Raw genomic sequence first — 17,634 nt, 5'->3', positions numbered from 1 at the left:
CGAGCACCTGCTCAGGACGAGAAGGTGCTGACGGTGGCGAAGTCGAGCACCGGACCCGGCACGACGCCCAGCAGGACGGTCGAGAGGGTACCGATGCTGATGGCCACGGTAGTGAACACCCCCGGGACCGTCACCGTCGGCCCGTCCGGGTGGGGCTCGTTGAAGAACATCACCACCACCACCCGCAGGTAGAAGAAGGCCGCCACGGCGCTGAACACCACCGCCACCACGACCAGCGGGACCATCCCGTCGGCGTACGCGGCGGAGAACACCGCGAACTTGCTGATGAACCCGCTGGTGAGCGGGATGCCGGCCAGCGACAGCATGCACAGCGTGAACACCCCGGCCACGACCGGTGAGCGGCGACCGAGCCCGGCCCACTGGGAGAGGTGGCCCGCCTCGCCGGTGCCGTCCCGGACCAGGCTGATCACCCCGAGGGCGGCGAGCGTGGTGAACCCGTAGGCCAGCAGGTAGAACAGCGTGCCGCTCAGCCCCGCCGGGGTCAGCGCGATGGTGCCGACGAGGATGAAGCCGGCGTGGGCCACCGACGAGTAGGCGATCATCCGCTTCATGTCCGTCTGGGTCAGCCCGAGCACGGTCCCGATGACCATGCTCAGGATGGCCACGGTGATGAGCACGGGCCGCCAGTCCCAGCGCACCCCGTCGAAGGCGACCGTGAGCACCCGCAGGATCGCGCCGAACGCGGCGACCTTGGTGCAGGTGGCCATGAAGGCGGTGATGGGCGTGGGGGCGCCCTGGTAGACGTCCGGGGTCCACGTGTGGAACGGGCCGACGGAGGCCTTGAACAGCAGCCCGACCAGCAGCAGCGCCAGCCCGGCGAACAGCAGCGTGTCCGAGCGGTCCGAGCCGCCGGTGGCGGTGGCGATGCCGGCGAGCGAGACCGTGCCGGCGTAGCCGTACAGCAGGGCCAGTCCGTAGAGGAAGAAGGCCGATGCGAAGGCCCCGAGCAGGAAGTACTTGACCGCCGACTCCTGCGAGAGCAGGCGCCGGCGCCGGGCGAGGCCGCACAGCAGGTACAGCGGCAGGGAGAGCACCTCGAGGGCCACGAACATGGTGAGCAGGTCACCGGCTGCGACGAAGGCCATCATCCCGGCCAGGGAGAACAGCACCAGCGGGAAGACCTCGGTGTGGGTCGAGGTCGCGCTGGCCTGCTCACGGGTGAGCACGGTGCCCACCGGCGGCGCCTGGACGTCGGCCACGAAGGCGCCGCCCGGCTCGACGGAGCGGTCCGCGACCATCAGCACCGAACCGGCCCCCAGCAGCAGCAGGGTGCCCCACAGGAACAGCGTGGGCTGGTCCACCGCGACGGCCCCGGACAGGGTGGACAGGTCCACCCTGGATGCGGACGTCGCGTACAGCCCGAGCGCGGCGCCGGCCACGAGCAGCGCGCCCAGCGTCACGGCGACCTGGGTGGCCCACCGCGACGCGCGGGGCACGAACGCCTCCACCAGGACACCCACGCAGGCGGCGCCGAGCAGCACGAGCAGCGGGCTCAGCGCCCCGTAGGCCACGGCGGGGGCCGGCAGGGTGTCCTGGGCGAGGACCGAGCCCTGGGCGAGGACGTTCATCGGGTGCCTTCCTCGGCGGTGGCGGGGACGGGGTCGCTGGCCGGTGCCCCGAGCTCGGTGAGCGTGGCGGTCACCGAGGGCGTGATGACGTCCAGCACGGGCTTCGGGTAGAAGCCGAGCAGCAGGGTGAGCGCGACCAGCGGGGCGAGCACCGCCACCTCGAGGCGGGTCACGTCGACCAGGCGCCCCTGCGCCTTCGCGGCGACGACGGCATCCCCACCCTCCGGACCCTGCATGACCCGCTGGTACATCCAGAGCACGTACAGCGCGGCCAGCACGATCCCGCTGGTGGCGAGGATCGCGTACACCGGCTGGGTCGGGTAGCTGCCCAGCAGGACCAGGAACTCCGAGACGAAGGAGTTGGTCCCGGGCAGGGCGAGGGCGCTGAGCCCGGCCAGCAGGAACAGCCCGGCCAGCACCGGTGTGGAGCGCGCCATGCCCCGGTAGTCGCGGAAGCGCCGCGAGCCGCCGCGCTTGATGATCATGCCCACCACGAGGAGCAGCAGGGCCGTGGCGATGCCGTGGTTGACCATGTAGAGCACCGCCCCGGTGCCGGACTGGGTGGTGAAGGCGAACACCCCCAGCGCGATGAAGCCGAAGTGCGCGATGGACGTGTACGCCACGAAGCGCTTCATGTCCGTCTGGCCCACGGCGAGCAGTGCGCCGTACAGCACGCCCACGACGGCCATGACGAGCACCAGCGGGGCAAGGGTCCGGCTCGCGTCGGGGAACAGCGGCAGGCAGTAGCGCAGGAACCCATAGGTGCCCACCTTGTCCAGCACGCCCACGAGCAGCACACCGGCCCCGATCGGCGCCTCGGCCCCGGAGTCGGGCAGCCACGTGTGCAGCGGGACCAGGGGGGCCTTGATCGCGAAGGCCAGGAAGAACCCGAGGAACAGCCAGACCTGCGTGCTGTGCGGGATCTGCGGCGCGACGGCCACCAGCTCGCGCCAGTCGAAGGTGCCGCCCAGCGCGCCGCGGGCCTTCGACCCGGACACGTAGAGCCCGATGACGGCGGCGAGCATCACCAGCCCGCCGAGCAGCGAGTAGAGGAAGAACTTGATGGCCGCGTACTGGCGGCGCGGACCGCCGAAGCGTCCGATGAGGAAGTACATCGGGACGAGCATGACCTCGAAGAAGACGTAGAACAGGAACACGTCGGTGGCCAGGAACACCCCGACCATCGCCGACTCGAGCACGAGCACCAGCGCGAAGAACCCCGCGCTGCTGCGGCCGGCCGGGAGCTCGCCCTCGGTGGTCCCAGGAGCCCAGCTGTAGCCGAGCACGATGGGTACGAGCAGCCCCACGAGCGCGACCATGACCAGTGCGATGCCGTCCACGCCGAGGGCGAAGTGCGCCCCGAAGGTCGGGATCCAGTCCACCGAGAGGGTGCCCTGCAGCCGCACGCCGTTGACCGCGTCGGCCGTGGAGTACTGCGCCCAGAGCACGGCCACGCCCACGAGCTCGAGGATCGAGATCCCGACCGCGACCCCCTTGGCCGCGGTCTCCCCCGCTCCCCGGCCCACCCCGGCGGCCACCAGGGCCCCGGCCAGCGGGAGGAGGAGCAGGACGAGCAGCAGCGCGCTCACGCGGTACCCACCAGCAGCAGTGCGGCCACCACGACGACGGTCCCTCCCAGCATCCCCAGGGCGTAGCTGCGGACGAAGCCCGTCTGCAGCCGGCGCAGCCTCGACGAGCTGCCTCCCAGCGCGGCGGCGGAGCCGGTCACGAGACCGTCCACCCCGCGGTTGTCCACGAACACCAGCGCCCGCGCCAGCCAGGTGCCGGGCCGGGCGATGAGCGTCTCGTTCACGGCGTTCGCGTAGAGGTCGGCCCGCGCGGCTCCCACCAGGACCGAGACCCGCTGCGGGCGCTCGACCGGGACCTCTCGACGACCCACCAGCAGCCAGGCCGCGACCACTCCGAGCGCCGAGACCACCAGGGTCGCGGCCGCCACCACGCCGATCGGCACCGGGGAGAGCGCGTGGGTCTCCACCAGCTCCCCCAGCGAGGGGCTCAGCCACCCGGCGAGGCGCTCGCCGTGGGTCAGCAGGAAGCCTGCCGCCACCGAGCCCACGGCCAGCACGACCATGGGTGCGGTCATGCTCACGGGGCTCTCGTGCGGGTGGTAGGCCTGCCCGTCGGCGGTGCGCAGGTCCTCCCAGCGGCGCGGACCGAAGAAGGTCATGGCCATCAGCCGGGTCATGTAGAAGGCGGTGAGCCCGGCCGCGAGCAGCGCTGCGCCGCCGAAGACCCAGCCGCGCCAGCCGTCCTGGGAGAAGGCGGCCTCGATGATGGCGTCCTTGGTGAAGTAGCCGGACAGGAACGGGAACCCGATGATGGCCAGGTAGCCGAGCCCGAAGGTCGCGAACGTGACGGGCATGAGCCGCCACAGCCCCCCGAAGCGCCGCATGTCGGTCTCGTCGGCCATGCCGTGCATCACCGACCCGGCCCCGAGGAACAGCCCGGCCTTGAAGAACCCGTGCGCCAGCAGGTGCGCGATGGCCAGGGCGTAGCCCGCGGGTCCGAGCCCGGCGGCGAGCACCATGTAGCCGATCTGGCTCACCGTGGAGTAGGCCAGCACCTTCTTGATGTCGTCGTAGGCGCAGCCGATCACGCTGCCCAGGAGCAGGGTGATCGACCCGATGACGACCACGACGAGCCGTCCGTCGGGGCTGAGCTCGTAGATGGGGTTGCTGCGGGCGATGAGGTACACCCCGGCGGTGACCATGGTGGCGGCGTGGATCAGCGCCGAGACCGGGGTGGGGCCCTCCATCGCGTCCGGCAGCCAGGCCTGCAGCGGGAACTGGCCGGACTTCCCGGCCGCGCCGAGAAGGAGCAGCAGGGTGATGGCGGTGACCGTGCCTGGCTCGGTGGCCGCGAGGTCCCCGATTCCGGCGAACACCCCGGCGTAGCTGATGGTGCCGAGCTTGGTCCACAGCAGGAAGGTCGCCAGCAGCAGCCCGACGTCACCCACCCGGTTCATCAGGAAGGCCTTCTTGGCCGCGGTGGCCGCCGCCGGCCTGTCCTGCCAGAACCCGATGAGCAGGTACGAGGCCAGCCCCACGCCCTCCCAGCCCAGGTAGAGGCTCGCGAAGCCGTCGCCCAGGACGAGCACGAGCATGGCCGCGACGAAGAGGTTGAGGTAGGCGAAGAACTTCCGGCGTGCGCCGTCGTGGCTCATGTAGCCCACCGAGTACACGTGGATGAGCAGGCCGACCCCGGTGATCAGCAGGACGAAGGTCAGCGACAGCGGGTCGATCCGCATGCCGAGGTCGAGGCGGAAGCTGGCGACGTCCATCCACGAGAACATCCGGACGTCGCGGACCCGTTCCTCCGGCGCCAGGGAGCGGACGTCGGAGAACAGCAGCAGCCCGTAGACGAAGGCAGCCGCCACCGTCGCGGTGCCCAGCCAGTGGCCCCAGCGGTCGGTGCGCCGGCCCCCCAGCAGGAGCACGGCGGTGCCGAGGGCGGGCAGCGCGACCAGCAGCCACGCCGATCCCACCAGCCCGCCGCTCGCGGTCACCGCCATCGTCGGTCCCCCGGCCAGCGCAAGCACGTCCATCCCCTTGTCCTCAGTACTTCAGCAGGTTTGCGTCGTCGACCGAGGCCGACCGGCGGGTGCGGAAGATCGCCATGATGATGGCCAGGCCGACGACCACCTCGGCCGCCGCCACGACCATGACGAAGAAGGCCATGAGCTGGCCCTGCAGGTCACCGTTGATCCGCGCGAAGGTGACGAGCGTCAGGTTGACGGCGTTGAGCATGAGCTCGACGCACATGAACACGACGACGGCGTTGCGCCGCACCAGGACCCCCACGGCCCCGATCGAGAACAGCAGCGCCGACAGCAGCAGGTAGTAGGTGGGGGTCACGCGCCGTCCTCCCCGGGGGCCGCGATCGACTCGGCCGGGGCCAGGGAGCGGGCGCTCGACCGGTCCTCACCGCCGCGGACGGGGGCGAGGTCGCCGGAGAGCCGGTCGGCGGTGACGGAGTCCAGCAGCACCGACAGCGAGTCCGGGGCCACGGACCCGTCGGGCAGCAGGGCGGGGGTGGCCACCGAGCTGGCCGTGGCGAACACGCCCGGGCCGGGCAGCGGCGAGATGCGCTCGCCCTGCAGGCGGGCGACGACCCGCTCGCGCTGGGTGGCCTTGCCCGCGCCGTCGGAGCCGGTGAACGCCAGCACCATCGCGCCGAGCGCGGCCACGATGAGCAGGGCCGAGGTCAGCTCGAACGAGAACAGGTACTGGGTGAACAGCAGCGCACCGATCTGGGCGACGTTGCCGCCGCCGGTGTCGTTGACCGGGGCGAGCCCGGCCGGCGGCACGTCGGTGAGCGCACGGGCGAGCGCGCCCACCACGAGCCCCGCGAAGCCCAGGCCCAGCACCGTGCCGGCCAGTCGCTGCCCGCGCAGCACCTCCACCACGGAGTCCGAGGAGTCCCGGCCCACCAGCATCAGCACGAACAGGAACAGCATCATGATCGCGCCGGTGTAGACGATGATCTGCACGAACCCGAGGAACGGGGCCTGCTGGACCATGTAGAGCACGCCGAGGCTGAGCATGGTCACCACGAGGAACAGCGCCGAGTGCACCGCGTTGCGCGCGAGCACCAGGGCCAGGGCCCCGGCCAGCGCGACCGGCCCGAGGATCCAGAAGGTGACCTCCTCGCCGGTGCTGACGGGACCGCTGTCGGTGCCCGCCCGGGCCAGGCTCGCGGAGACCGACTGCGCGAGCACCAGGGCGGTGCTCACGCGACACCCGTCCCGGGTCCGCGCACCGTGGGCTCACCCTCGGCGGGCTCCCGGGCCAGCTCGGGACCGCGCACGTAGTAGTCGTCCGAGCTGTCGCCCAGGCGCAGCGGGTGCGGCGGCTGCTCCATGCCCGCCAGCAGCGGGGCGAGCAGGTCCTCCTTGGTGTAGATCAGCGACTGCCGGTTGTTGTCGGCCACCTCGTACACACCGGTCATGGTGAGCGAGCGCGTCGGGCAGGCCTCCACGCAGAGCCCGCAGCCGATGCAGCGCAGGTAGTTGATCTGGTAGTCCTTGCCGTACCGCTCGCCCGGGGAGTACCGGGCCTCCTCCGTGTTGTCCCCGCCCTCGACGAAGATCGCGTCCGCCGGGCACGCCCAGGCGCACAGCTCGCAGCCCACGCACTTCTCCAGGCCGTCCGGGTGCCGGTTGAGCTGGTGGCGTCCGTGGAAGCGGGGGGCCGCCACCTTCACCTCCTCGGGGTACTGCTCGGTGGCGGCCTTGGTGAACATGGTCGCGAAGGTGAGGCCGAAGCCCTTCACCGGGTCAAGCAGACCCATGACGGTCCTTCCTGGTCAGGGTGGTGGCGCCGGCGCGCACTTCCTTCGGGCGCCCACCGCGGCCCTCGACCGCGGGGGGTGGGGTGGTGGCACGCGCAGGGCGGGGCGGCACCACGAGGTCGAGCGGCGGGACCGGGAAGCTCCCCGCGAGCTGCACCTCGTCGGTGTCCTCGGCCACCGAGCGGTCCGGCACCAGGAACGCCACGGCCAGCAGGATCACGAGCACCACGCCCCCGATGATCAGGACGTCCTGCGCGGAGACGCCGTTGCTGCGCTGCAGGGCTCGCACCGCGGACACGGCCAGGATCCACACCAGGCTGAAGGGCACGAGCACCTTCCAGCCCAGCTTCATGAACTGGTCGTAGCGGAAGCGGGGCAGGGCACCGCGCAGCCAGATGAAAAAGAACAGGAAGCCCAGCGTCTTCACGACGAACCACAGCAGCGGCCACCAGCCGGTGTTGAAGTACCCGCCGCCGATCGCGCTGATGGGGAACGGCGCGCGCCAGCCGCCGAGGAACATCGTCGTGGCCAGTCCGGAGACGGTGACCATGTTGATGTACTCGGAGAGGAAGAACAGCGCGAACTTGAGCGAGGAGTACTCCGTGTGGAAGCCACCCACGAGCTCGCTCTCGGCCTCCGCGAGGTCGAAGGGCGCACGGTTGGTCTCCCCCACCATGGCCACGACGTAGACCACGAAGCTGCCGAGCAGGATGACGACGAACCACCGCCCGGACTGCGCGTCGACGATGGCCGTGGTGGACAACGAGCCGGTGTAGAGCACCACCGCGACGATGGACAGTCCCATGGCGATCTCGTAGGAGATGACCTGGGCGGCCGAGCGCAGCGCCCCGAGCAACGGGTACGGCGAGCCGGAGGACCAGCCGGCCAGGACGATGCCGTAGACCCCGATCGAGGAGGCGGCGAGCACCACGAGCACCCCCACCGGCAGGTCGGTGACCTGCAGCAGCGTCTGCTCGCCGAAGATCGAGACCTGCCCGCCGAGCGGGATGACCGAGAACGCGACGAACGCCGGGATCGTCGCGATGACCGGTGCCAGGAAGTAGACCCACTTGTCCGCGAGGACGGGCCGGATGTCCTCCTTGAACGCGAGCTTCAGGCCGTCGGCCAGCGACTGCAGCAGGCCGAACTTCCCGGTGCGGTTGGGGCCGTAGCGGTTCTGCATGCGACCGATGAGGCGGCGCTCCCACCAGATCAGCAGCAGCGTCATGACGAGCAGGAACACGAAGATGCCGACGACCTTGAGCAGGATCAGCCACAGGGGGTCGTCCGCGAGCAGGGCCGCGCCCGGCCCGGTGCCGTCGCCGGTGCGCTGGGCGAGGACCGAGGTGGTGCCGGTGGTGGTCATCGAGAGCCTCCCGTGACGGTGCTGGACCTGCGCCCACCGGTCACGGTGACGAGGCTGCCGTGCCCCACGCCCAGGACCCCGGTGGTGGCGGACCCGGTGGGCACCCAGACGACGTCGTCGACCACGTCGGCGACCTCCAGCGGCAGCGTGGTGCCGCCGTGCTCGCTGGCCACCGCCAGCAGCTCGCCGTCGACGAGCCCGAGCCGGGCCGCGGTCCTCGCGGAGGTGCGCGCCACTGCGGCCCGGCGGGTGCCCGCCAGCGCGGGCTCGCCGGACTGCAGGGCACCGTCGTCGAGCAACAGCCGCCAGGTGGCCAGGACGGCCTGCCCGGAGCCGGGCGTGCGCACCGTCGCGGCGGTGGTGGTCGGTGCGGCCGTGGCGGTGACCGCCACCCCGAGCCGACGCAGCTCGCCACCGGCTGCGGCGGGGGTCTGGGTGAACAGGTCCGTGTCCATCTCCACGGCCAGGGTGTCCAGGACCCGGCAGTCGGGCAGCGCCCCGGACCCGTCGAGGGTGGTGCGGAAAGGCCGCGGTCGGCCCTCCCAGTCGAGGTAGCTGCCGTCGCGGTTGGCGTCCGGCGCGACGGGGAGCACGACGTCGGCCAGCGCGGTGACCTCCGAGCGCCGCAGCTCCAGGCTGACCACGAACCCAGCCGCAGCCACCGCCCGCCGGGCGAGGCCGGGGTCCGGCAGGTCGTCCAGCTCCACCCCGCCCACCACGAGCCCGCCGAGCTCGCCCGAGAGCGCTGCGGCGAGGATCTCGTCGGTGCTGCGACCGGGGGTGCCGGGCAGCGTGCCGGGCTCCAGCCGCCAGGCGGCCTCGAGCGCGGTGCGCGCCCCGGCGTCGGCGACGGCGCGGCCCCCGGGCAGCAGGGTCGGCAGGGCGCCGGCCTCGACGGCCCCGCGCTCACCCGCCCGCCGCGGGATCCACGCGACCCGAGCCCCCAGCGCGGACACCGCCGAGAGCAGTCCGGGCACCGCGGCAGCGCGCTCCCCCACGAGGACGACGGTGCCCGCGGGCAGGTCGAGCACCGACAGCGCGGCGACCTCGGCCCCGGGGACGGCGGGAACCAGGTGTCCACCGGTCTTCACCACCGCAGGGCTGGCCCAGGCGGCGACGTGGAGCACCCTGGTGCCGGCGCGCGCGGCCTTGCGCAGCCGCAGGAAGACGATCGGCGACTCCTCCTCCGGCTCGAACCCGACGCAGACCACCGTGGGCGCGGTCTCCAGCTCGGCGTACGTGACGCCGCCGGTCTCCGGGGACGTGCCGACGACGTGGGCGGCGAGGAACTCGAGCTCCTCGGCCGAGTGCACCCGCGCCCGGGCGTCGATGTCGTTGGTGTGCAGCGCGACCCGGGCGAAGGCGGACCACGCGTAGGCGTCCTCGAGGGTGAGCCGGCCTCCCGGCAGCACACCGACCCCGGCCCCCCGCGCGGCGAGCAGCCCGTCGGCCGCGGCCCGGAGGGCGTCGGTCCAGCTGGCCTCGTGCAGCGCCCCGTCGGCCCCGCGCACCTGCGGACGGGTGATGCGGGCGTCGTCGGTGAGGTAGCCGAAGGCGAAGCGGCCCTTGTCGCAGCTCCACTCCTCGTTCACCTCGGGGTCGGGCGCGGCGAGGCGGCGCTGCACCGTGCCGCGGCGCCAGTCCGTGCGCTGGGCACAGCCGGAGGCGCAGTGCTCGCACACCCCGGGGGTGGACATGAGGTCGAAGGGTCGCGACCGGAATCGGTACGCGGCGCTGGTCAGCGCCCCCACCGGACAGATCTGGATGGTGTTGCCGGAGAAGTAGCTCTGGAAGGGCTGGTCGGCGGCCACCCCCACCTGCTGGTTCGAGCCCCGCTCCAGCAGCTCGATGAACTCGTCACCGGCGATCTGGGAGGAGAAGCGGGTGCAGCGCTGGCACAGCACGCAGCGCTCGCGGTCCAGCAGCACCTGGGTGGAGATGGGCAGCGGCTTGGGGAAGGCCCGCTTGGCCTCGGTGAAGCGGCTGTCCGCACGGCCCGAGGTCATCGACTGGTTCTGCAGCGGGCACTCGCCGCCCTTGTCGCAGACCGGGCAGTCCAGCGGGTGGTTGATGAGCAGCAGCTCCATCATCCCCGCCTGCGCCTTGGCGGCCACCGGCGAGGAGTGCTGGGTCTTGACGACCATGCCGTCGGCGACGGTGATGGTGCAGCTGGCCTGCGGCTTGGGCATCGGCCGACCGCCCATCTCCACCTCCACCAGGCACTGGCGGCAGGCACCGGCCGGGTCGAGCAGAGGGTGGTCGCAGAAGCGCGGGATGATGATGCCGATCCGCTCGCAGGTGCGGATGATCAGCTCGCCCTTCGGGGCGTCCACCGTGGTGCCGTCGATGACGAGGCGCACGTGCCCCTCGGGCACCGGGGTGCTGTCCGCCGGGGTCTCCGCGACGGCCGTCACCGTGCTGCTCCGGCCAGTGCGGAGGTGGCGGGCGCTGCCCCGGCCAGTGCGGGCTCGGCCGGTGCGAGCTCAGCCGGTGCGGCGCACAGGTCCAGGAACTCCTGGCGGAAGTACTGGATGCCGCTGACGATGGGGCTCACGGCGCCGTCGGCCAGGGCGCAGAAGCTGCGACCGAAGACGTTGTCGCACACGTCGAGCATGGTCTCGATGTCCTCCGGACGCCCGTTCCCACCGACCAGGCGCTGCAGGAGCTGGGTCAGCCAGTAGGTGCCCTCCCGGCACGGGGTGCACTTGCCGCAGCTCTCGTGCTTGTAGAACTCGCTCCACTTCATCACGGCCCAGGGCACGCTCACGGTCTCGTTGAACACCTGCACGGCCGTGGTGCCGAGGATGGAACCCGCCTCGACGGCCCCCTCGAAGTCCAGCGGCACGTCGAGGTGCGCCGTGGTGAACATCGGGGTCGAGCTGCCGCCCGGCGTCCAGAACTTCAGCGGCACACCGTCCTTCATGCCGCCGGCGAGCTCCAGGAGCTGGCGCAGGGTGGTCCCCATCGGCACCTCGTACTGCCCGGGTCGCTTCACGTGGCCGGAGAGGCTGAAGATCTTGGGGCCCGGGGACTTCTCCCGGCCCATCGTGCGGAACCAGTCGCTGCCCCCGTTCACGATGAAGGGGATGCTCGCGATGGTCTCGACGTTGTTCACCACCGTGGGGCTGGCGTAGAGCCCGCTCACCGCGGGGAACGGGGGCTTCAGGCGGGGCTGGCCGCGGCGTCCCTCCAGCGAGTCCAGCAGCGCGGTCTCCTCGCCGCAGATGTAGGCCCCGGCCCCGGCGTGCACGACGATCTCGAGGTCGAAGCCCGAGCCGAGGATGTTCGTGCCGAGGTAGCCGGCGGCCCTCGCCTCCGCGACCGCCTGGTTCAGCCGGCGGATGCAGTGCAGGATCTCCCCGCGCACGTAGATCGCGCAGAAGCTCGCCCGGATGGCGTACGCGGTGATGATGCAGCCCTCGATCAGCGAGTGCGGGTCGGCCATCATGAGCGGGGTGTCCTTGCAGGTCCCCGGCTCGCCCTCGTCGGCGTTGACCACCAGGTACTTCGGCTTGAGGCCCGGGCCGGAGGTGTCCCCGGGCTTCGCCTGCGGGATGAAGCTCCACTTGAGCCCGGTCGGGAAGCCCGCACCGCCGCGGCCGCGAAGCCCGGATGCCTTGACGAGCTCGACGAGCGCGGCCGGTTCCACGGTCAGCGCGGTGCGCAGCGCGGAGTAGCCCTCCAGCGCCTCGTAGGTCTCCAGCGTCCACGACGTCGGGGACGGCCAGCGCTTGGTGAGCACGGGGGTGATCGGGTCGGTCATGGCTTCTTCTCCGGGACGGGCGGGATGACGTGCTCGGGGGGCATCGACGGGGCGCTCCAGCCGTGCTCGGCGGCGATCGTGTTGCCGCGCAGGGTCTCCGGGCTGGCCGAGGGGCCTGCGACGTCGCCGGGCCGGTCGAAGAAGCCGGCCAGCTGTCGGGAGGCGTCGCGGAAGTCGGTCAGCGGCGCGCCCCGGGTGGGGGCGGGGCGGTCCCCGGCCCGCAGCGCCCGGACGAGCGCCACGGCACCCTCGGGGGTCTGGTTGTCGTAGAACTCGTAGTTGACCTGGAGCACCGGGGCCAGGTCGCACGCGGCCAGGCACTCGGCGTGCTCCAGGGTGAGGGAGCCTGGGGTCCCTGGCTCCCCCGCCGTCTGCTCGTGGCCCAGGGGCGCGTCCTGCTCGCCGAGCTCGGCCCGCACCGCTGCGTAGATCGCGTCCCCACCGAGCACCGCGCAGAGGGTGTTGGTGCACACGCTGACGAGGTGCTCCCCGCACGGGGTGCGCTTGTACATCGTGTAGAACGTCGCCACCGCGCTGACCTCTGCCGTCGTGAGGTCGAGCTGGTCCGCGCAGAAGGCGATGCCGGCCAGGCTGACGCAACCCTGCACCGACTGCACCAGGTGCAGCATGGGCAGCAGCGCTGATCGCGCCACCGGGTAGCGGGCGACGATCGCGGCGGCATCGGCCACCGTGGTCGCGTCGAACAGCGGAGCGGAGGCAGTGGGATCGAGGGCCGGGCTTGTCGGTGTGCTGGTGTCGGTCATCGGTCGACGCCTCCCATCACGGGGTCGATGGAGGCGATGGAGGCGATGACGTCGGCCACCAGGCCGCCCTCGCTCATCGCCGGCATGGCCTGCAGGTTGACGAAGCTTGGCTCGCGGACGTGCGCGCGCAGCGGACGGGTGCCCCCGTCGGAGACCAGGTGCACACCGAGCTCCCCACGCGGGGACTCGATGGAGCTGTACACCTGACCGGGGGGCACACGGAAACCTTCCGTGACGAGCTTGAAGTGGTGGATGAGCGACTCCATGGACTGACCCATGATCTTCTTCACGTGCTCCAGGGAGTTGCCCAGGCCGTCGCTGCCCACGCTGAGCTGGGCGGGCCAGGCGATGCTCTTGTCCGCCACCATCACCGGCTCCCCCGCCGTGGCCCGCAGCTTGTCGATGCACTGCTCGACGATGCCGAGGCTCTCGTGCATCTCCTGCACCCTCAGCAGGTAGCGGGCCAGGCAGTCGGCCTCGGTGGCGGTGGGGACGTCGAACTCGAAGTCCTCGTAGCCGCAGTACGGCTCCACCTTGCGCAGGTCCCAGGCCAGCCCGGCCGAGCGCAGCACCGGGCCGGTGACGCCGAGGGCCAGGCAGCCGTCCAGCGGCAGGTAGCCCACGCCCTCCAGCCGGTTGCGCCAGATCGGCTGACCGGTGAGCAGGGTGTCGTACTCGGGCAGCTTCGCCTTCATCTCCGCGATGAACGCGACCAGCAGCGCCTCGGTGTTGGCCGGCAGGTCCTGCGCCACCCCGCCCGGCCGGATGAACGCGTGGTTCATCCGCAGGCCGGTCAGCTGTTCCAGCAGGTGCAGCACGGTCTCCCGCTCGCGGAAGCCGTAGGTCATGGCCGTCGAGCTGCCCAGCTCCATGCCGCCCGTGGCCATGTAGACCAGGTGCGAGGAGATGCGGTTGAGCTCCATGAGCAGCACCCGGACCAGCTGCGCCCGGGGTGGTGCGGTGACGCCGAGCAGCTTCTCCACCGCGAGGCAGTAGGCCGTCTCGTTGAACAGCGGGCCGAGGTAGTCCATCCGGGTCACGAAGGTCACGCCCTGGGTCCAGGTGCGGTACTCCATGTTCTTCTCGATGCCGGTGTGCAGGTAGCCGATGACCGAGCGCGCCTGGGTCACCGTCTCGCCCTGCAGCTCCAGCACCAGGCGCAGGACGCCGTGGGTGGAGGGGTGCTGCGGTCCCATGTTGATGACGATGCGCTCGTCGTCGGCCGGGTCACCGATGGCCTCGGACAGGGAGTCCCAGTCGCCGCCGGTGACGGTGAAGACCCGCCCCTCGGTGGTGGCGCGCTCGGTGGCCGGCCGTGGCGGGGTCGCTGCGCGCGGCGGCGTGGCGGCGGACCGCGCGGCACCGGGGTGGGTCTGCTCGGAGGGGTCCGCGGTGGTGCCGTCGCTGGCCAGCCGAGCGTCGGTGGTGCCGGCGTGGTCCGCGCCGCCAGCGTGGTCGGTGGTGCTCACGAGTACGCCCTCCGCTGGTCCGGCGGCGGGATCTCCGCACCGCCCTTGTACTCCACGGGGATGCCGCCGAGCGGGTAGTCCTTGCGCTGCGGGTGCCCGGCCCAGTCGTCGGGCATGAGGATCCGGGTCAGCGCCGGGTGTCCGTCGAAGACGATCCCGAACATGTCCCAGGTCTCGCGCTCCTGCCAGTCCGCGGTGGGGTACACCGCGACCACGCTGGGCACGTGCGGCGTCTGGTCCATGCCGCCGTCGCCCGGCACGTCCAAGGCCACCTCGAGGCGGACGCGGCGGCGGTAGGTCATCGACGTCAGGTGGTAGACGACGTGCAGCCGCTGCGGGACGTCGGGCCCGTGGTCGACGGCCGAGACCGAGCTGCAGAGCTCGAAGCGCAGCGCCTCGTCGTCGCGCAGGGCGCGGCAGACGTCGAGCACCGTCTCCGGCTGCAGGTAGTAGGTGATCTCGCCGCGGTCGACCACCACCTGCTGCAGCGCGGTGCGGGCGGTGCCCCGGGCGTCCAGCGCGGCCAGCAGGTCGTCGGTGAGCTCGTCGAACCAGCCGCCGAAGGGGCGCTGCGCCGCCGCGGGGGCGTACGCGGGCAGCCGCAGCCCGCCGAAGCCGCTGGTGTCACCGGTACCGGTGACGCCGAACATGCCCTGCCGCGCACTCCCGGCCGCCACGCCGCCCCGAGCCTGGAAGTCCTGCTCCTGGGCCACCGAGCGGTCGGCCCCGTCGAGCTCGGTCGTGGAGAGCCCGGCGGTGGACAGGTCGGTCGTGGACCGGTCGTCGGCGTCCACGGGGGGGTCCTGGGGGGCCACCGCTCAGCCCTTCGCGTACGCGATGGAGGACGGCACCATCTCGGTGGTGGCCCCGCTGGCCAGGCGGTTCGCGGTGCGGGTGGCCCCGAGCGGCTCGTCCATGATCGTGGCGTGCAGCTTCAGGATGGCGTCGATGAGCATCTCCGGGCGGGGCGGGCAGCCGGGCAGGTAGATGTCCACCGGCACCACGTGGTCCACACCCTGCACCACCGCGTAGTTGTTGAACATCCCGCCGGTGGACGCACAGACCCCCATCGCGATGACCCAGCGGGGCTCGGGCATCTGGTCGTAGATCTGGCGCAGCACCGGGGCCATCTTGTTGGTCACGCGGCCGGCGACGATCATGAGGTCGGCCTGCCGCGGCGTCGCGGAGAAGCGCTCCATGCCGAAGCGGGCCAGGTCGTACCGCGAGCCGCCGACGGTCATCATCTCGATGGCGCAGCAGGCCAGGCCGAAGGTGGCCGGCCACACCGAGCTCTTGCGCGACCAGTTCACCAGCTTCTCCACGCTGGCGAGCAGGACGCCGTTGGGGAGCTTGTCCTCGAGTCCCATGGTGCGTGCCTCTCAGTTCCAGTCGAGCCCGCCGCGGCGCCAGACGTAGGCGTACGCGAACCCGACGGTGGCGATGAACAGTGCGACCTCCACGAGGCCGAACAGGCCCAGGGCGTCCGCGCTGACGGCGAAGGGGTAGAGGAAGACCATCTCGATGTCGAACAGGATGAACAGCATCGCCGTGAGGTAGTAGGCCACCGGCATCCGGCCTCCCCCGGCCACGGGCTGCGGCGAAGGCTCGATGCCGCACTCGTAGGAGTCGAGCTTGGCCCGGTTGTAGCGGCGGGGGCCGATGAACGGTGCGGCCGTGACCGAGAAGACCGCGAAGCCCCCCGCGAGGACGATCATCACCACGATGGGGATGTAGGGATCCAGCACCCGCTCCCGCTCCTCCCCGAAGTCGATCAGATGACCGGGGTCACACTACGCAGACGGTCCGACGGTCCGGACCACAGGGGTGACTGCCGCCGCACCCTGGTGCGGGGACCCGGCGCGGCGCACCCCGGCCGCCCCGGCCGCCGGCGCTCGGCGGGCCCGCACCCCAGCGCTCGACGGGCCCGCACCCCAGCGCTCGACGGGCCCGCACCCCAGCGCTCGGCGGGCCCGCCCGCGGCGCTCGGCGGGCCCGCCCGCGGCCTGGGAGACTGGAACCGTGCCCGACTCCGCTGCTGCCCCGCCGACCTCCACCGACGTGCTCGTGGTGGGCGCCGGGCCCGCCGGCTCGGCCACCGCGGCGTGGAGCTGCTGGGCCGGCCTCGACGTGGTGCTCGCCGACGCCGCCGTCTTCCCCCGGGACAAGCCGTGCGGGGACGGGCTGACCCCCCGGGCCATCGCCGAGCTGCAGCGCCTGGGCCTGGGCAGCTGGGTGCGGGGCAAGGGCACCAACCGCGGGCTGCGCGCGGCCGGGTTCGGCCAGGAGCTCGAGCTGCCGTGGCCGGGGGGCGCCCTGCCCGCCGAGGGCGGAGCGGTGCCCCGCCTGGAGCTCGACGCGAAGATCCGGGACGTGGCGCTGCAGGCCGGGGCGCTTCCGCTGGAGGGTGCGCGCGCTGTCGAGGTCATCCGCGACGGGGCCCGGGTGACCGGGGTGGTCTTCGACACCGCGGACGGCCCGCGCACCGTGCACTGCCGCCGGCTGGTCGTGGCCGACGGGGCGCGCTCCACCCTCGGCCGGCTGCTCGGCCGGGAGTGGCACAAGGACACCGCCTTCGGCGTCGCGGCCCGCGGCTACGTCGACTCCGGCCGCAGCGACGACGAGTGGATCTCCTCGCACCTCGAGCTGCGGGGGGAGTCCGGGGAGATCCTGTCCGGCTACGGCTGGGTGTTCCCGCTGTCGGATGGCTCGGTCAACATCGGGGTGGGCACCCTGGCCACCGACAAGCGTCCCGCCGGGGTACGGCTGCGCGGGCTGATCGAGCACTACACCGACTCCCGGCGAGCGGAGTGGGAGCTCACCGGTGACGTGCGGACGGTGCAGTCCGCGCTGCTGCCCATGGGCGGGGCGGTGTCCGGTGTGGCCGGGCCGAACTGGGCGCTGGTCGGCGACGCAGCGGGGTGCGTGAACCCGCTCAACGGCGAGGGCATCGACTACGGGCTGGAGACGGGACGGCTGATCTCCGGCCTCCTCGCGTCCGGCGAGGACCTGGAGCTGGCGTGGCCGGCGGTGCTGCGCCGCCACTACGGGCAGGCGTTCTCCATCGCCCGGCGCCTGGCCGGCCTGCTCACCCTGCCGCGGCTGCTCCCGGCGGCCGGGCCCATCGGGATGCGGTCCACCGCGCTGATGACGGTCGCGCTGCGGGTCATGGGCAACCTCGTGACCCCGGAGGACACCGACGTGGTGGCGCGGGCGTGGCGTGCGGCGGGCTCGCTCTCGGTGCGCCTGGACACCCGTCCGCCGTTCCCGGCCGCGGACCTGCGTCGCTGACCCGGCCCCAGCCCCCACGCGCCGCGGCCGCGGCCACGTGCCGCGGCCACGTGGAACCTTCTGGACGCACAGGCCGTGCGCAGCG

At 72.3% G+C, this 17,634-nt stretch carries 15 protein-coding genes; 1 reads left to right on the top strand and 14 read right to left on the bottom strand.

Annotated features, from left to right (window positions below; genetic code table 11):
- Nucleotides 1–11: 11 nt before the first annotated feature.
- The 14 genes from nuoN to RHODO2019_RS01925 all read right to left on the bottom strand — a co-directional run bounded on the left by nuoN (nt 12) and on the right by RHODO2019_RS01925 (nt 16,003).
- Nucleotides 12–1,589, bottom strand: coding sequence for an NADH-quinone oxidoreductase subunit NuoN (gene nuoN / locus RHODO2019_RS01990; RefSeq protein WP_265383386.1), 1,578 nt, complete (start codon nt 1,587–1,589; stop codon nt 12–14).
- Nucleotides 1,586–3,178 (bottom strand): NADH-quinone oxidoreductase subunit M, encoded by a 1,593-nt coding sequence (locus tag RHODO2019_RS01985; RefSeq protein WP_265383385.1) that lies wholly within the window; start codon nt 3,176–3,178, stop codon nt 1,586–1,588. The genes nuoN and RHODO2019_RS01985 overlap by 4 nt, the downstream gene beginning before the upstream one ends.
- Entirely contained in the window at nt 3,175–5,121 is a 1,947-nt protein-coding gene (gene nuoL / locus RHODO2019_RS01980) for an NADH-quinone oxidoreductase subunit L (protein WP_265384900.1), read from the bottom strand. Before nuoL ends, RHODO2019_RS01985 begins: the two co-directional genes overlap by 4 nt.
- A gap of 43 nt (nt 5,122–5,164) precedes the next feature.
- The gene (gene nuoK, locus RHODO2019_RS01975; protein WP_265383384.1) at nt 5,165–5,464 is read right to left on the bottom strand and encodes an NADH-quinone oxidoreductase subunit NuoK; all 300 of its coding nucleotides are present in this window, start codon (nt 5,462–5,464) and stop codon (nt 5,165–5,167) included.
- Entirely contained in the window at nt 5,461–6,342 is an 882-nt protein-coding gene (locus RHODO2019_RS01970) for an NADH-quinone oxidoreductase subunit J (RefSeq protein WP_354005562.1), read from the bottom strand. The genes nuoK and RHODO2019_RS01970 overlap by 4 nt, the downstream gene beginning before the upstream one ends.
- Nucleotides 6,339–6,899, bottom strand: coding sequence for an NADH-quinone oxidoreductase subunit NuoI (gene nuoI, locus RHODO2019_RS01965; RefSeq protein WP_265383383.1), 561 nt, complete (start codon nt 6,897–6,899; stop codon nt 6,339–6,341). Before nuoI ends, RHODO2019_RS01970 begins: the two co-directional genes overlap by 4 nt.
- A complete protein-coding gene (nuoH, locus tag RHODO2019_RS01960) occupies nt 6,886–8,265 on the bottom strand; it encodes an NADH-quinone oxidoreductase subunit NuoH (RefSeq protein ID WP_265383382.1) in 1,380 nt (459 codons plus the stop codon). The genes nuoI and nuoH overlap by 14 nt, the downstream gene beginning before the upstream one ends.
- Nucleotides 8,262–10,679, bottom strand: a complete 2,418-nt coding sequence (locus RHODO2019_RS01955) for an NADH-quinone oxidoreductase subunit G (protein ID WP_265383381.1) — start codon at nt 10,677–10,679, stop codon at nt 8,262–8,264. Before RHODO2019_RS01955 ends, nuoH begins: the two co-directional genes overlap by 4 nt.
- A complete protein-coding gene (gene nuoF / locus RHODO2019_RS01950; RefSeq protein WP_354005561.1) occupies nt 10,676–12,028 on the bottom strand; it encodes an NADH-quinone oxidoreductase subunit NuoF in 1,353 nt (450 codons plus the stop codon). Before nuoF ends, RHODO2019_RS01955 begins: the two co-directional genes overlap by 4 nt.
- Complete coding sequence (gene nuoE / locus RHODO2019_RS01945) at nt 12,025–12,792, bottom strand: NADH-quinone oxidoreductase subunit NuoE (protein ID WP_265383380.1); 768 nt, start codon at nt 12,790–12,792, stop codon at nt 12,025–12,027. The genes nuoF and nuoE overlap by 4 nt, the downstream gene beginning before the upstream one ends.
- Nucleotides 12,789–14,039 (bottom strand): NADH-quinone oxidoreductase subunit D, encoded by a 1,251-nt coding sequence (locus RHODO2019_RS01940; RefSeq protein ID WP_265384898.1) that lies wholly within the window; start codon nt 14,037–14,039, stop codon nt 12,789–12,791. The genes nuoE and RHODO2019_RS01940 overlap by 4 nt, the downstream gene beginning before the upstream one ends.
- A 218-nt stretch (nt 14,040–14,257) precedes the next feature.
- A complete protein-coding gene (locus RHODO2019_RS01935) occupies nt 14,258–14,974 on the bottom strand; it encodes an NADH-quinone oxidoreductase subunit C (RefSeq protein WP_265384897.1) in 717 nt (238 codons plus the stop codon).
- 105 nt (nt 14,975–15,079) lie between these two features.
- Entirely contained in the window at nt 15,080–15,628 is a 549-nt protein-coding gene (locus tag RHODO2019_RS01930) for a NuoB/complex I 20 kDa subunit family protein (RefSeq protein ID WP_265383379.1), read from the bottom strand.
- Between the two features lie 12 nt (nt 15,629–15,640).
- Nucleotides 15,641–16,003, bottom strand: coding sequence for an NADH-quinone oxidoreductase subunit A (locus RHODO2019_RS01925; protein ID WP_265384896.1), 363 nt, complete (start codon nt 16,001–16,003; stop codon nt 15,641–15,643).
- 277 nt (nt 16,004–16,280) lie between these two features.
- Here RHODO2019_RS01925 and RHODO2019_RS01920 point away from each other — a divergent pair, with 277 nt between their 5' ends.
- Complete coding sequence (locus tag RHODO2019_RS01920; protein WP_265383378.1) at nt 16,281–17,549, top strand: geranylgeranyl reductase family protein; 1,269 nt, start codon at nt 16,281–16,283, stop codon at nt 17,547–17,549.
- The last annotated feature ends 85 nt before the right edge of the window (nt 17,550–17,634 follow it).

It is taken from the genome of Rhodococcus antarcticus, from assembly GCF_026153295.1.
Lineage (GTDB): Bacteria > Actinomycetota > Actinomycetes > Mycobacteriales > Mycobacteriaceae > Rhodococcus_D > Rhodococcus_D antarcticus.
Note: the sequence above shows the minus strand (reverse complement) of the source record. Positions and strands in the feature narration are given on the sequence as shown.

Coding starts and splice junctions, on each gene's coding strand:
- nuoN (WP_265383386.1), bottom strand. CDS start 1,589: ATGAACGTCCTCGCCCAGGGCTCGGTCCTCGCCCAGGACACCCTGCCG.
- nuoF (WP_354005561.1), bottom strand. CDS start 12,028: ATGACCGACCCGATCACCCCCGTGCTCACCAAGCGCTGGCCGTCCCCG.
- nuoE (WP_265383380.1), bottom strand. CDS start 12,792: ATGACCGACACCAGCACACCGACAAGCCCGGCCCTCGATCCCACTGCC.
- nuoH (WP_265383382.1), bottom strand. CDS start 8,265: ATGACCACCACCGGCACCACCTCGGTCCTCGCCCAGCGCACCGGCGAC.
- RHODO2019_RS01930 (WP_265383379.1), bottom strand. CDS start 15,628: ATGGGACTCGAGGACAAGCTCCCCAACGGCGTCCTGCTCGCCAGCGTG.
- nuoI (WP_265383383.1), bottom strand. CDS start 6,899: ATGGGTCTGCTTGACCCGGTGAAGGGCTTCGGCCTCACCTTCGCGACC.
- nuoL (WP_265384900.1), bottom strand. CDS start 5,121: ATGGCGGTGACCGCGAGCGGCGGGCTGGTGGGATCGGCGTGGCTGCTG.